Annotated in this window: 10 protein-coding genes and 2 rRNA genes; 1 reads left to right on the forward strand and 11 read right to left on the reverse strand. The window is 50.5% G+C overall.

Annotated elements, in window-relative coordinates:
- Nucleotides 1-14: 14 nt before the first annotated feature.
- On the forward strand, nt 15-2,429 hold the full coding sequence (locus F459_RS0109520) for a DUF3536 domain-containing protein (RefSeq protein ID WP_033301507.1): 2,415 nt from the start codon (nt 15-17) through the stop codon (nt 2,427-2,429).
- A 28-nt stretch (nt 2,430-2,457) separates the two neighbouring features.
- Here F459_RS0109520 and F459_RS0109525 read toward each other — a convergent pair whose 3' ends face one another.
- From F459_RS0109525 to F459_RS0109575, 11 genes are all read right to left on the reverse strand, one after another.
- Nucleotides 2,458-3,306 carry a class I SAM-dependent methyltransferase gene (locus tag F459_RS0109525; RefSeq protein ID WP_026294978.1) on the reverse strand — a complete coding sequence of 283 codons (849 nt, stop codon included), beginning with the start codon at nt 3,304-3,306 and terminating at the stop codon, nt 2,458-2,460.
- A gap of 3 nt (nt 3,307-3,309) precedes the next feature.
- Nucleotides 3,310-4,179, reverse strand: a complete 870-nt coding sequence (locus F459_RS0109530; RefSeq protein ID WP_020612505.1) for a M23 family metallopeptidase — start codon at nt 4,177-4,179, stop codon at nt 3,310-3,312.
- A gap of 3 nt (nt 4,180-4,182) precedes the next feature.
- On the reverse strand, nt 4,183-5,220 hold the full coding sequence (locus F459_RS0109535) for a hypothetical protein (protein ID WP_020612506.1): 1,038 nt from the start codon (nt 5,218-5,220) through the stop codon (nt 4,183-4,185).
- On the reverse strand, nt 5,217-6,032 hold the full coding sequence (locus F459_RS0109540) for a hypothetical protein (RefSeq protein WP_020612507.1): 816 nt from the start codon (nt 6,030-6,032) through the stop codon (nt 5,217-5,219). Before F459_RS0109540 ends, F459_RS0109535 begins: the two co-directional genes overlap by 4 nt.
- A 20-nt stretch (nt 6,033-6,052) precedes the next feature.
- A complete protein-coding gene (gene recN, locus F459_RS0109545; protein ID WP_020612508.1) occupies nt 6,053-7,741 on the reverse strand; it encodes a DNA repair protein RecN in 1,689 nt (562 codons plus the stop codon).
- Entirely contained in the window at nt 7,734-8,588 is an 855-nt protein-coding gene (locus F459_RS0109550; protein WP_020612509.1) for an NAD(+)/NADH kinase, read from the reverse strand. The genes recN and F459_RS0109550 overlap by 8 nt, the downstream gene beginning before the upstream one ends.
- A 7-nt stretch (nt 8,589-8,595) precedes the next feature.
- Nucleotides 8,596-9,609: a DegT/DnrJ/EryC1/StrS family aminotransferase gene (locus tag F459_RS0109555; RefSeq protein WP_020612510.1), complete on the reverse strand. Its 1,014-nt coding sequence runs from the start codon at nt 9,607-9,609 to the stop codon at nt 8,596-8,598.
- 15 nt (nt 9,610-9,624) lie between these two features.
- Complete coding sequence (locus F459_RS0109560) at nt 9,625-10,107, reverse strand: chemotaxis protein CheW (RefSeq protein ID WP_020612511.1); 483 nt, start codon at nt 10,105-10,107, stop codon at nt 9,625-9,627.
- A 76-nt stretch (nt 10,108-10,183) separates the two neighbouring features.
- On the reverse strand, nt 10,184-11,044 hold the full coding sequence (locus tag F459_RS0109565; protein WP_020612512.1) for a universal stress protein: 861 nt from the start codon (nt 11,042-11,044) through the stop codon (nt 10,184-10,186).
- A 75-nt stretch (nt 11,045-11,119) separates the two neighbouring features.
- A 5S ribosomal RNA gene (gene rrf / locus F459_RS0109570) occupies nt 11,120-11,230 on the reverse strand.
- A gap of 50 nt (nt 11,231-11,280) precedes the next feature.
- Nucleotides 11,281-14,264: ribosomal RNA gene (locus tag F459_RS0109575) — 23S ribosomal RNA — on the reverse strand.
- Nucleotides 14,265-14,336 lie beyond the last annotated feature (72 nt).

A 14,336-nucleotide genomic window follows, 5' to 3' on the forward strand; every position in this document is an offset into this window, starting at 1 on the left:
GCGACAATTATTATATGAAAACCCAATTGATCCTTCATGGCCACTTCTACCAGCCTCCGAGAATGAATCCCTGGACAGGAATTGTTCCCGTTCAGAGGTCGGCAGCCCCTTATCATGACTGGAACAGCAGGATAACCCGTGAATGTTACGCGGCAAACGCCTATTCACGTTATCTCCGCTACGACGGAAGGATCGATGATATTATCAACAATTACGAGATGCTCTCGTTTAATATCGGTCCGACACTCCTGGGATGGCTTCAGGAAAAGGCCCCGAATGTCTACGGAAGGATCATCGATGCCGACAGGAAAAGCAGAGAAAGGCTGGGACACGGTAATGCCCTTGCACAAGGCTACAATCATACGATTCTTCCCCTCGACGATCCGGAAGATGCGGAAATTCAGATTCGGTGGGGCATAGAGGACTTCAAACACCACTTCGGCAGGGCTCCGGAGGGAATGTGGTTGCCTGAATGCGGGGTAAACGACACGGTTATCAATCTTTTGATCGCCGAAGGCATATCCTTCATCATCCTCGCACCATGGCAGGGTGAGGCGATACGACAAAGCCCCTCGGACACATGGCTCGAACTCGGCAAAGAATCGGTCCCTTATTATCGAAGTTACCGTATACAGGGAGAGGAAGGAAGCATATCAGCCTTTTTCTACAACGCCGAACTCTCCGGCGGAATCAGTTTCAATCACTACCTGAGAAGTGCCGATACCCTTTACTCAAGGATCCTGAAGATAAAAAGCGAAAACGAACATCTTCAACTGATCCACGCCGCCACCGACGGAGAGGTGTACGGCCATCATGAGCCCTTCGGAGATATGTGCCTTGCGGCACTCTCAAAGTTGATACGGGCGGGAGAGGAGTTTGAGTTTACCAATTACGCCACCTACCTTGAGCTGAATCCCCCCACATGGGAAGTCAGACTAAGGAAAGGCGAAGAGCATTTGGGAACAAGCTGGAGCTGTGTTCACGGAGTCTCCCGCTGGTATAAGGATTGCGGTTGTAAAACAGGAGGAAAGGCCGATTGGGACCAGCGATGGCGCAGCCCTTTGAGAAAGGGACTTACCCTTCTCAGCCACAAGCTAAAGGCATTCCGAAATCATCAATTATCGGCCCTAAGCTCTCTCCCTCCCGAAAAGATTGTCAAGGAATATGCCGCAATTCTCTGCTCAAGGAGAGATCCTCTATCCTTTGCGCAACGTGTAGGCATAGCAACGGATACAGAAAGCATAACGAAAATGCTTACCATTTTGGAAGGTGAAAAACTTAGGCATTTTATGTTCACTTCCTGCGCCTGGTTTTTTTCCGACATTTCGGGAATCGAGACACTGCAAAATTTGAGCTATGCATTGCGAGCCATCGAACTTGCACAGGAGCTCGGAGAAACGGAAGAATTATACACACTGCTAAAAACCGAACTGTCATATGCAATAAGCAACCTCCCCGACCACAGGAACGGGGGAGAGATTCTCGACGACCTGACAGATGGAATTCTTCCGGGAGAATTGGAGCCTGCACTTTTTTTTCATATGAATCGCCTGCTTCATCGGGAAAAGAGTGATGAACTTCGTTACGGAATCTATAGGTTGGAATCACTTCTTCTTTCTGAAGAAAAAACAAGAAAAACCTCTCATGCAAAGGTAGTGAATACGATAACAGGACAACACTACCTGTGCACGGTAACTACGCACATTAGACCAAATGAACCGATGGATATTCATGCGGAGGACCAGTACGGCAGAAAGATTTCCATCGGTAACGACAGGGCTGCCCACCTTCCGGAACAGTTGCGCTACGCATTAAGCGATCTTCTCATCGCATCGTCTCAGAGGCTATGCGGAAAGGCGGGAGGAGAATTGGTCGGCCCGACGACACACGTTCTCAACTGGGCCAGGACCCTGAGGCTTCCCATCAGCCCCGATGTCCTAAAAAGTGCTGAGGTGGCCGTGGACTGGCGGCTGCAGCATATCATGCCTTTGCCGCACAGAAAGCTGTCGGCGGCGGATCGACGAGAGTTGGCGGAACTTCTTGATTTTGCCGTCAACAACAAATTGGAATTTGACAGAAAAGAGGCATCCCGTCGCTTTACCTATTATCTGTCTCAACGCTTCTCGACCCTTTCTCCACAGCTTACTATGCAAGAAGCCAGGGAGATCATCGAATTACATGCCCTGGCGGCAAGGGCCCAGATAGAGGAAGATATTACCATAGCGCAAAATATCATTTTCGATCAGCTTAAGATATGGAGAGAAAAGATAGTACAGGTCGAAAGCCTGACCCCTTCGAAGCGGGACCAAGAGGCCATGGCGCCTATATTGAGCCTCTGTGAGGGGTTCGGGATCTATGCCGACGACATGCGAAGGAAAAAGGGAGAAAAACAAGAGGAAGAAAAGAATACTTTCCGGCCCAACAATTAAGAGCCTTCTCTTCCCTGTCAGCCTCTCGTCACCTTTTTTCGGAAAGGACAATCATCACATCACCCAGGCCAGACAATTTTGCAAAGCGATCGACAGGACGCTTAATGGTTTCAGGTGCCAGACCTTTCGCGATACCTCCCCATGTTTTCCAAGAAATCGGTGAAAAACCGTTGGAACGAAGAAGTGACAAGAAATTCTTGCGGCCGAATAGGTGGATATGGTCGGGTATGACAGATCGCCAGCCGGAACCGAACAGTCTCGCTTGCAGCCCGGCACTGTTGGGTGTTGTAAGGACGAGAAGGCCGCGCCTATCGAGAATTCGATGCGCCTCCTGCAAAAAAGCAACGGGATCGCTCAGGTGCTCGACCAGATGGCTGGCATGCACGACCTGAAACACCTGATCACCGAAGGCTGACTGTTCAAGAGTGCTTATGGAAATAGGAACGCCGCGGTGTTCTATGCCGTATCTTGCAGTCGGAGAACACACTTCGACCCCTTCGGCCCGCCAGCCATGCTCACGAAGGTGCTCAATGAGGCGTCCTGTCGCACAACCGATATCAAGGAATCTTCCACCAGCAAGGCCTCGTGAGGTTGTAATAGAGGAAAAACCCACATCATCCAAGGCCTTGGTCATTAATGAGAAGAAGGCCTCTTCATTGCTCAGTTCATAGCTGAGATACTCTTCGCCGTAACGAAGACTCAACTCCTCCTGAACCGGCACCGGGTATTGCTGAAGGTGACCGCAACCGCAACATCTATGGAAACGGGCCCCCTCGACCTCCCACAAAAAGCTAAATACGGAAGAACCGCAGATCGGACATGCATACCCGAGGCATCGCTCATTTCCAGCCGGGTTACTAAAGGTTCTAACCGGCATGTATCAACGAACCCGAAGAAGAATAGAGTGGCTTGTCTCATTGCCGGCAAAGTCGGAAACCGCCACTTCCAGCGTCGAGGCACCAGGGCTCAGCATAATTTCTCCTATGCGATAATAACCGGACCTCTGATACAAACGATCCGCAGTAAGATTTCCGGTACGTATCAGCTTTAAGGAATCACCGTCCATTTCAAGGGTCTCAAAGGAAACGTCGCCTTGCGACTCTCCGTTTAAATAGGTATCGAATCGATAAGGAGCCTTTCGATCACGGCTTCCCGCCACAGGATCGAAGGCGGAAACAAACACCTCCCAGCGTCCTGCTTCCAGCCGTGCCTCCCTATTAAGGGTAATCGTTTGATCGCCCCGACTTAAAAGAACCCCACTGATGATCGGTGCAAGCGAATCTTCAAGCGGAGGCAAAGAGAGAAGCGGATTCACATAACGCAAATACTCATAATCAAGAATCTGCAAGAAGAGTGGGCTCGGATTGCCTGAAGAGCTAAGCAAAAGGGTGCCGAGGGTCTCACCTTTTTCCACCTCGACATGTGAAACCTTCACCGTGCCAAGATTTCCGTAAAAAGAGCGAATTCCCCGCTCGTGCTCCAGCACAATAAAGGAATCATACCCGGAAGGTAACTGGTCCAGGGCCTCATCCTCTCGCTGGAAATAGATCAGCTTACCGGATTCCACGGCCCGAACATCATTGATGCTGCCTTGAATCATCGCCCCCGGCAAAAAAGCCTTTCCGTTGTTCTGACAAAAATCCAGAACGACCGTGGGGTTCTCCAAGGGCCACTCATATCCGAAAAGCAAACCGGAAGAGGAAAACAACATGAATAGTGCCGTCAAAACCAAGAAGCTTCTACATTTCATTTTCTATTTCCTTTCGAAAGAAAAACAGGCAAGACGATCCTGATAACCGATAAGAAGGCCGTGACTGGTTTTACCGAACCAGAATACCGGTCCCTTCATTCCAATCTCGAGAAAGGAAAAACCCTTATCATCAAAAAGTGAAAGATGGCCTTCCGAACCGCCGACAAGAACCGCAGAGATCGACGGGTCTGAAAGATCACGACTGCCCAGATACCTCCCTGTGAGATTGTAGCGGCTAACGCCACCACTCAGTAGGTCCATGGTAAGAAGTGAGGTTCCTCTATCAAGACGCAGGAGAGAACCTCCACGGAGAAACTGAACCGAGGTTTGTCGAAGCAAAACTCCGGGCAGCTTCCATTCGCTGCGAAGCTGCCATTGATCTTCGACCTTCTCATAAAGAGAAAGCTTCTGTGGTTCGATTCCGCGAACAAGTGCAAGGCGATCGGAAGCATCAGAAACAGCCACCCCATAGACGACAGGCACGCCACTTGCCTCCGGCGCGAAGTGGGAGAGAAGAGCACCCTTCGAATCGAGGAGGTACGTGTCGCCATTGAGCGTCCCGAGGATTCGTCTATCAGGAGTATCGGAAAAAGCGGTAATAAGGGAGGGCACCTTTTTTACCCACAATACCTGACCGGAAAGACTAACCTCTTCAATGGCCAGACGATCGGAAGCAACAAGATAAGAGCCCTGGGCGGTAAAAAAAGGTAACCATCCTGAAGGAACGATACCGGCTGCAGTGCCTCCGGCATCGTACATGCGCCCGCCGTAGGAAAATCCGCTCTTGTTCATGGCAAGCCGTTCTTTCCCCAAGGAGAAAAAGAGTAGTTTTCCTTCTTCGGTTACATACCCGAAATGATCAGCGGTGGCAAAAGAGAGAACATCATCCCCCGCATGCCCGAGAACCTCCGACTGCCCGGCAACAACACGGCTCCAAACAGGAACCCCGGACAAGCGGGGCTCAATCGACCTTCCAAAAAGCAAGAGATAGACAAAAAGTAGCACAATAAAGAGAAAAATCGAAGTTTTGCGTCGCTTCATAACCTGTTCGTACCCGAAGATTCCTGTCGCTTTCTATCGTTATCCATTTTTGTCTTCCACACATCAATTTTCTTTTTAATGTTTTCGGCTTCGGTAGAATCTCCCAAAAGAATATATAAGCGCCTCAAAGCACTTAAATAACGTATGGCAAGTTTAAAATCATCGATTCTTCCGGTAGATAGTTCATATTTCTGACGATACCCATCGGCAGATTTTGCAAGAAGCCCCTTCACCAAATTAAGATGGCGCATTCGGCTTTCGTATCCCGCCTCCCGCGGATCCATCTTTGCAACAAAATTTTTGAGATCAAGTAAATTCTTTGAAACGGTGGCAAAACGCCCTTCTATTTCAACAAAGGACCACTTCCATTTGCTGTTTTCACCGAAACCGTCTTTTACCGCATCAACGGCAAAACCCAATTTGCGAACAAGAAGCCAACGATTCTCGTCGTCGAATGAGCCTATCTTTTCCGCCTGTTCGGCATAATCGGAATAGGGCACATCAAGATAGCCCGTGACTACTTCCTCGAGATAGATGATGGCTTTATAGCAGGCCTTTCTTGCATCGTTCAGAAATGCATCATTCCGAACGCCGAGAAGGGACATGGAGAGATTATTCATCAACACATAGTAGGAAACCAAATTAAGGCTTTCGTCGACAAGGCGAAGTTTTTTATACCCTGCCCCCAACTCATCATTTTCAACGGTCTCCAACAATTTCTTTTCACGCTGGAGGATCTGATCTACGGCAAGCTTATATTCCTTTATCTTCTCAAAATAGCGTCGCTTTGCTTCTCCGCTGACTTTTCCCACGCTAAGCTCCTTGGATCCTGTTACAGCCGTCCAGAGGTTTCAAGCAAACGACGAGCGTGCTCCAATGACGCCTCTCCGCCGCTTGTACCCGACAGCATCCGGGCCACCTCGGCAACCCGTTCTTCCCGGGAAAGAGGATGCGTATCCGTCACGGTTCGCCCGTTTCGCTCCTGCTTTTCCACGATAACATGATTATCGGCTTGAACAGCAATGGAGGCAAGATGTGTTATACAAAGGACCTGTTTTTTCTTTCCCAATTCGGCCAAATAGCGGGCAACGGCAACCGCAACCTCACCTCCGATGCCGGTATCAATCTCATCAAAAATAAGGGTTTGGACCTGATCGGTTTCCGACAGAACACTCTTTATTGCCAACATGACCCGGGAAAGCTCACCGCCGGAAGCAATATCCTTCAGAGGACGCTCGGGTTCCCCTACATTGGGACTGATGAGGAATTCGATTCTATCGTAACCGTGGGGTCCACAGGAAAGTTTTCCGCTCTTTCCTTCCCGATACCCCGTCGATACGGTAAAACGGACCTTCGGCATTCCGAGAAAACGCAACGCTTCACTGATTGCTTTCTCAAGACGGGAAGCGGCCTCCTTACGGCGACGGGAAAGCTCCCGTGCACGTTCGGCAAGGCGGCGCTCCGCCTCTTTGAGCTCCCCCTCCAGACGTGCAATCTCTTCATCCCGTCCGGCAAAGGCTTCCAGCTTTTTCCCGGCTTCTTCGCGATACGCCAAAACAGCTGCCGGATCTTCTCCATACTTTTTTTCGAGACGATGGATCGTCTGGAGCCGTTCTTCGCAGCGATCAAGGCGCTCAGGAGAAAAATCTACCGTCTGGAGATAATCACGAAGCGTTTGTTCGATATCTTCGATTTCATAGAAGGCATTTTCGATTCTGGTACTTTGCGTCAGCAACGAAGGGTCGATACCCGCAAGCGCAGAAACAACATGCATAGCTTCGCGAAGTTGAGAAAGGGCCCCACCCTTTGTCTCGGCCAAAACAGAGTGGCACTGTTCCAATAGCGAGAATAACTTCTCGCTTTGACTCAGCAGATCACGCTCTCGTGTCAATTCCTCTTCTTCTCCGGGGACGAGCTTACTCTCGTCAATTTCATGGATTGCATACTCAAGGATATCACGTTCACGAAGAAGATCCCGTTCATCGCTGCGAAGGCTCTCCACCTCCTTATGGAGGGATGTAAGAGAGGTGAAAAGCGAAGCAACCTCGCCGGCAAGTTCTTCAAGGCCGGCAAAACGATCAAGGAGCAGCCGATGATTATCCACCGAAAAAAGGGATTGGTGCTCATGCTGGCCGTGAAGATCAAAGAGGAAACCGGTCAGATCACGGAGGTCCTTCAGCGTTGCCGGCGTGGATTGAATAAAAGACGAACCACGGCCGTTACGCTTAAGCACCCTGCGAAGCAGCACCGCTCCCTCTTCGTCCGAGATATCGTGATCGGCCAGCCACCTCAGGGCTCCTTCACAAGAGTCGACCCGAACCATTGCAGCAATCTCAGCCTCTTCGCTACCGACTCGAATCGATTCGGTGTCCCCCTTGCCTCCAAGCAGAAGGGAAAGAGCCCCGATAAGGATCGACTTACCTGCCCCGGTCTCACCGGAAAGGACCGTAAGATGTTCGGAAAAATCAAGATTCGCGGAATCGATCAAGGCATAACCACGGATCGTCAGCGTCTCAAGCATCCGAACCTCCCGACCAATTCAACTTCGACCTGAGGACCTCAAAGAAATTTCTCCTGTCCGAACGGACAAGGAGAGCCTTGCTGTGACTCTTTTCAAAAAAGACAAGGTCCCCTCCCTGAAGAGGGAAAACCTCCTGGCCATCTATAGAAAGGATAATATCGGTCCGCTGATCCTTTTTCACATTGATCTGTGCGACATCATTTCCGGAAACGACAAGAGGACGATTCGAGAGGGTAAAGGGACAGATTGGGTTAATGATAAGGGCTTCCATTTCGGGATCAAGAATAGGGCCGCCGGCTGCGACGCTGTAAGCAGTCGAACCGGTGGGAGTGGCGACAATGACTCCGTCGGCTCGATAGCTTCCGAGTTCATTATGGTTGAGACGAAGATCCAATTCCACCACTTTGGACATCCCATTTGCGCTGATAACCGCATCGTTCAAACCCGAAAAGGTCATAATTCGTTTTCCGCCTCGTTCCACTATAACCTTGAGCATAACACGACGGGAAAGACCTAAGCCCCCCTGCCGATATCCTTCAAAGACCTCCCTCCATTCACAGGAGGAAATTTCGGTCAGAAATCCGAAATTACCGAGATTGACAGCCAGAATGGGAACCCCAAGGTTGTCAAGAAGCCGTGCTGCATAGAGAACGGTTCCATCCCCACCAAGAGAAAAGGCAAAATCGACACCCTCGGTTGAAATATCCTCCGGCTTTCCGAAAAAACCGAAGGGAATGGCATCAATCCCTTGTTCCTGCAGGAAAAGAGCGATCTCATCCATCAGCACAGCGGCGGCCGGTTTTTGGAGATTTGCTATGATCAGCACTTTTCGAATAAGACGCTCCATGGTTCTCCTAAGGAAGAGTGGATAGTACTTTCGATATTTGTTCGGCCTGGCTCTTCCCAAGCATCGGATAGAGAGGGAACAGAAGGCAACGCAACATAAACTGCCGTGCCTTCGGGAATCCGTCATCCATGCTCTCCATGACCGAATCGGCAAAGGCGAGACAGGTTTCGACCCCTTTTTTCCGGGCATAGGAGCCGACATCTTTTACGCTACTTTCGATCATGATCGGAAAAGAGTAGTGAACATTCTCTCCCTCTCCCGGCTGGACCAACATGTTATGTCGTCCCTTCATGACCGCCTTTGAAAAAAGAGCTGCAAGTTCTTTTCGCCGTTCGAAATAGCCCTCGGACTCTTTGAGCTGAACCAGGGCAAGGGCGGCACAGAAATCGGGCATCAGTCTGGCACACGAAGAGCCTTCAACCGATTGTTTCAGGCGTGAAAGCTGTTTACGCCCTCTTGCGATCACGAGGGCCCCTTCGCCCGCAGTAATCAAATGATTCGGTTCAAGACCGATGACCGCATAATCCCCTGCGGTTCCACAAAGACGGGAACCATCGTGCCCTCCGAAAGCAGAAGTCACATCCTCAATCAACGGAACGCCAGCCTCCACAAGCGGCTCGGTTTCCGGAATAAAGCCAAGGGGATAGTGAAGAAGCACAGCCTTAGCCCCTTCCTCAATCGCCCGCAGGGCATCGGGAATAAAAAGAGAGCCGTTCTCCTCACTGACATCGATAATGGAGGCCTCGAGTCCAAAACGTGCAAGCTCATCGAGATAAAAGGCGGGAGAAAGAGCCGAAACAACGACAGAACTTCCAGGTTCGAGATCCAGGGAGGAAAGGGCAAGACCAATGGCATCGGGGTAGGTCGCAAAAGCAAAGCCCCCGCCGGCGGAAAGCTTATCGGCAAATACCTTTACCAGCTCTTCGCCGACAGGTCCAGGGCCGATTACGTCAGAAACAAGGGTAGTAAGTACGGAATCCATCTCTTTCCGCTTAATAGTGGGCCTGAAAACCGGGATCATATATGCGGCTCCGAATTATTCGTTGATATATTCCAGCTGTTGCAACTCCTTGGGATCGAAGAGCCGAAGAATGTCAAGCATGATCAGATAACCGTCATCCCGGTTGAACACGCCTTGAATATATTCAGCACCGATTCCGGAGAGCATCTGAGGAGGAGGCTGCATTTTATTCAGATCGACGGTCACAACCCGCGATACTTTATCAATAATAATGCCGAGCTTCATTCCCTTGATATCGATAATAATAAAACCGCTGAGCAGTTCATCTTCTTCGCTAAGCTCAGCTCGTTTGAGATGAAAACGCTTATGCAGATTGATGATCGGAATAATTTCACCACGTAGGTTGAAGATTCCCTCTACATACGAGGGAGCATTCGGAATAGGACGAGTCTCTTCGACCCTCACAATCCCATCCACCGACATAATATTTATTCCGTAATGTTCTTCTCCTAGCTGGAAGCTGACCAGCTGCATTCGACGTTCTTCCTGTTCTACCATCTCTCCTCCCGATAGTCTTTTCAGCATAAATGAGACGGGGTGATTTTGCAATACTGATTTCGCACCCGCCAAAGAGTCAATACACGATAAGAACAGGAACTTCGCTTTTACGCAATACGATGGTCGTCGTCGAACCCAGAATATAGGCTACAATCTTATTCCGGCCGTGCGACCCAATCATAATCATATCGCTTTTTTCTCGCTTTGCAGCGGCAAGGACCTCATGTACGGGAGATCCCTCGGTAAAAAGCATCTTCGGAGTGACACCGTGCTCTTCGAGAAAACGTCGTTCCTGTTCGTGCGAATCATTCTCCGAATTTCCCTCGGATGCCGTCATCATAACAAGTTGATCCGTGGTTTCATGAAAATTATTGATATAATAACGCAAGGCGTTCTCGGCACTCCTGCTTCTGTCATAGGGAAAAAGAATGCGCTCTATGGCCCAATGCTCCGCAGGACAGACAAGTACCGGACGAACGGAACGACGGACCAGATCCTCCGTTGTCGATCCTACCATATCACGTTTGTATTGTGCGTTTTCGCCGCGCTGGCCAATGGCAATGAGATCGGCGCACCGCCCTCTCTCGGCTATAAGTTCGGCAGGAAAGCCTTCCTCTATCATTCCGTTACATTCAAGCCCGGCATCCTCAGCCTCTTTTTCACACTGGCTAATAACCTTTTCGCCGAAACTACGGATATCGGCATGAATTTTTTCATAGAACTCCCTCATTTGAGGATCTGGGGGTATATAGATACGTTCATACGAAATGTCGTAGGCTCCGCCGGTATACATATAGGGCATTTGGGTCTTCCGCCGGTCAATGACAAAGAGGGCTTCAATCGAAGCATTGTTCTTACGGGCTATATCGAGTCCGTAGCGCAAAGCACTCATAGAATGGGGGGAACCGTCTACAGCAACCAAAATATGTTTTATCATGCCCGCCTCCTTATACCTATATGGTAAAGAGCTGGAGCAATTAGATCAAGGATATGGGGAAGGGATAAAAAAAACGCCTGGCGACGACCTACTCTCCCACCGAATGGCAGTACCATTGGCGCAGGAGGGCTTAACTTCCGTGTTCGGAATGGGAACGGGTGGGACCCCTCCGCGATTGTCACCAGGCGAATAAAAACAAATCTTATTCACAAAGGTGGAAAGGATTACATGATAATATGGTCAAGCCTCACGACGAATTAGTACTGGTAAGCTGAACATGTTACCATGCTTAGACTTCCAGCCTATCGACCAGGTCTTCTCCCTGGTGTCTTTAGTCACCTTAAAGGTGATGGGATGACTCATCTTGAGGTGGGCTTCCCACTTAGATGCTTTCAGCGGTTATCCCTTCCGAACTTGGCTACCCAGCAGATGCCGTTGGCACGACAACTGGTACACCAGAGGTTCGTCCACCCCGGTCCTCTCGTACTAGGAGTAGCTCCCCTCAATCATCCAACGCCCGTAGCAGATAGGGACCGAACTGTCTCGCGACGTTCTGAACCCAGCTCGCGTACCGCTTTAATTGGCGAACAGCCAAACCCTTGGGACCTGCTCCAGCCCCAGGATGCGATGAGCCGACATCGAGGTGCCAAACCCTGCCGTCGATATGAACTCTTGGGCAGGATCAGCCTGTTATCCCCGGAGTACCTTTTATCCGTTAAGTGACGGCGCTTCCACACGCTACCGCCAGATCACTAAGACCTACTTTCGTACCTGCTCGACTTGTTTGTCTCGCAGTCAAGCCACCTTGTGCCTTTACACTCGCGCACTGATTTCCAACCAGTGTGAGGTGACCATCGCGCGCCTCCGTTACTCTTTGGGAGGCGACCGCCCCAGTCAAACTGCCCACCTGACATTGTCCGTTATCCAGTTTCATGGACACCGTTAGAAACCTAAACTAACAAGGGTGGTATTTCACCAACGACTCCACACAGCCTAACGACCATGCTTCACAGCCTCCCACCTATCCTACACATGTTAGTCCAGATTTCAATGCCAAGCTACAGTAAAGGTTCACGGGGTCTTTCCGTCTAACTACGGGTAATCGGCATCTTCACCGATACTTCAATTTCACCGGGTCTCGCGTTGAGACAGCGTTCAAGTCGTTACACCATTCGTGCGGGTCGGAACTTACCCGACAAGGAATTTCGCTACCTTAGGACCGTTATAGTTACGGCCGCCGTTTACTGGGGCTTCAGTTCGCAGCTTCGACTCAAGGTCTAACCACTCCCCTTAACCTTCCAGCACCGGGCAGGTGTCAGTCCGTATACGTCTCTTTACAGATTCGCACAGACCTGTGTTTTTGGTAAACAGTCGCTTGAACCATTTCTCTGCAACCCCCTTCAAACTTTAACATCCAAAAAGGGCCACACTTCTCCCGAAGTTACGTGTGCATTTTGCCGAGTTCCTTAACGCGAGTTCTCCCGAGCGCCTTAGCATTCTCAGCCCGCCTACCTGTGTCGGTTTACGGTACGGTCCCTTCCAACCTAACTTTAGAGATTATTTCTCGTCACCTTGACTCCACGTGCTTCGCTTCGCCGTAGCTACACTCGCCTTCACGACTCACCTCTTGGTGCGGATTTGCCTACACCAATCATCAGCTTATCGCTTGGACCGGGACTACCATCGCCCGGACTCGCTTCGCCTCATGCGTCATCCCATCAAAATTGGAAGAGGTACGGGAATATTAACCCGTTTCCCATCGGCTACGCCTTTCGGCCTCGCCTTAGGGGCCGACTAACCCTTGGGCAGATTACCTTAACCCTGGAAACCTTAGGCTTTCGGCGGAGGGGGATCTCACCCCTCTTTTCGTTACTCATGCCTGCATTCTCACTTCCACTCCCTCCAGCAAACCTCCCGGTTCACCTTCATCAGTATGTGGAACGCTCTCCTACCCACCGTCCAAAGACGATGCCGTAGCTTCGGTACTATGCTTAGCCCCGTTACATTATCAGCGCAAAACGACTCGACCAGTGAGCTATTACGCACTCTTTGAAGGTGTGGCTGCTTCTAAGCCAACCTCCTGGCTGTCTTCGCCGTTTCACTTCCTTTTCCACTTAGCATAGTTTTGGGACCTTAGCTGACGGTCTGGGCTGTTTCCCTTTTGACCACGGACCTTATTACCCGTAGTCTGACTCCTGCATATTAACACGCGGCATTCGGAGTTTATCTGGGGTTGGTACCCGGTGAAGGGCCCTAGCCCAACCAGTGCTCTACCTCCGCGTCTGTCCATGCAAGGCTAGCCCTAAAGCTATTTCGGAGAGTACCAGCTATCTCCAGGTTTGATTAGCCTTTCACTCCTATCCACAGCTCATCCCTGCCCTTTTCAACGGACTAGGGTTCGGTCCTCCACTCAGTTTTACCTGAGCTTCAACCTGGCCATAGATAGATCACCTGGCTTCGGGTCTACCACATGCAACTATTCGCCCTATTCAGACTCGGTTTCCCTCCGGCTTCGGGACTCCTATCCCTTAACCTCGCTACATACGGTAACTCGCAGGCTCATTCTACAAAAGGCACGCCGTCACCATGTATACATGGCTTCGACCGCTTGTAAGTCCACGGTTTCAGGTTCTATTTCACTCCCCTCCCGGGGTACTTTTCACCTTTCCCTCACGGTACTATTCGCTATCGGTAGCTGTCGTGTATTTAGCCTTGGAGAGTGGTCTCCCCTGCTTCCGACAAGATTCCTCGTGTCCCGTCGTACTCAAGCTCGTCTCCCACGCAGTCAATTCTATTTCGCATACGGGGCTTTCACCCTCTCTGGCTGCCCTTCCCAGTAGCATTCCGCTATACAATTGATTTATCACTGCGCGACCGGTTCTACACCCAGTCCGAAAACCGCTTACAACCCCCATAATGCAACGCTGTAGAACTTACACACTATAGGTTTAGGCTCTTCCCCTTTCGCTCGCCGCTACTGAGGGAATCTCGTTTGATTTCTCTTCCTGCAGGTACTTAGATGGTTCAGTTCCCTGCGTCTCGCTCCATACGGCTATGGATTCACCGTACAGTGACCGTCATCTAAACGGCCGGGTTACCCCATTCGGACATCCCCGGATCAGCAGATGTTTGCTCCTCCCCGGGACTTTTCGCAGCTTACCACGTCCTTCCTCGCCAGACAGCTCCAAGGCATCCACCGTGGACCCTTATTCGCTTGACCATATTATCTTGCAATCCTTCCCTGTCAGCTATACGACTCCTCGCCTTATAGCTCCCCTGTTAAAGAACAATG

Origin of the sequence: Sediminispirochaeta bajacaliforniensis DSM 16054, from assembly GCF_000378205.1 — a bacterium.
Classification (GTDB): Bacteria; Spirochaetota; Spirochaetia; order DSM-16054; family Sediminispirochaetaceae; genus Sediminispirochaeta; species Sediminispirochaeta bajacaliforniensis.

Coding starts and splice junctions, on each gene's coding strand:
- F459_RS0109530 (WP_020612505.1), bottom strand. CDS start 4,179: ATGAAATGTAGAAGCTTCTTGGTTTTGACGGCACTATTCATGTTGTTT.
- F459_RS0109535 (WP_020612506.1), bottom strand. CDS start 5,220: ATGAAGCGACGCAAAACTTCGATTTTTCTCTTTATTGTGCTACTTTTT.
- F459_RS0109550 (WP_020612509.1), bottom strand. CDS start 8,588: ATGGAGCGTCTTATTCGAAAAGTGCTGATCATAGCAAATCTCCAAAAA.
- F459_RS0109560 (WP_020612511.1), bottom strand. CDS start 10,107: ATGGTAGAACAGGAAGAACGTCGAATGCAGCTGGTCAGCTTCCAGCTA.
- F459_RS0109555 (WP_020612510.1), bottom strand. CDS start 9,609: ATGATCCCGGTTTTCAGGCCCACTATTAAGCGGAAAGAGATGGATTCC.
- F459_RS0109525 (WP_026294978.1), bottom strand. CDS start 3,306: ATGCCGGTTAGAACCTTTAGTAACCCGGCTGGAAATGAGCGATGCCTC.
- F459_RS0109565 (WP_020612512.1), bottom strand. CDS start 11,044: ATGATAAAACATATTTTGGTTGCTGTAGACGGTTCCCCCCATTCTATG.
- F459_RS0109520 (WP_033301507.1), top strand. CDS start 15: ATGAAAACCCAATTGATCCTTCATGGCCACTTCTACCAGCCTCCGAGA.
- recN (WP_020612508.1), bottom strand. CDS start 7,741: ATGCTTGAGACGCTGACGATCCGTGGTTATGCCTTGATCGATTCCGCG.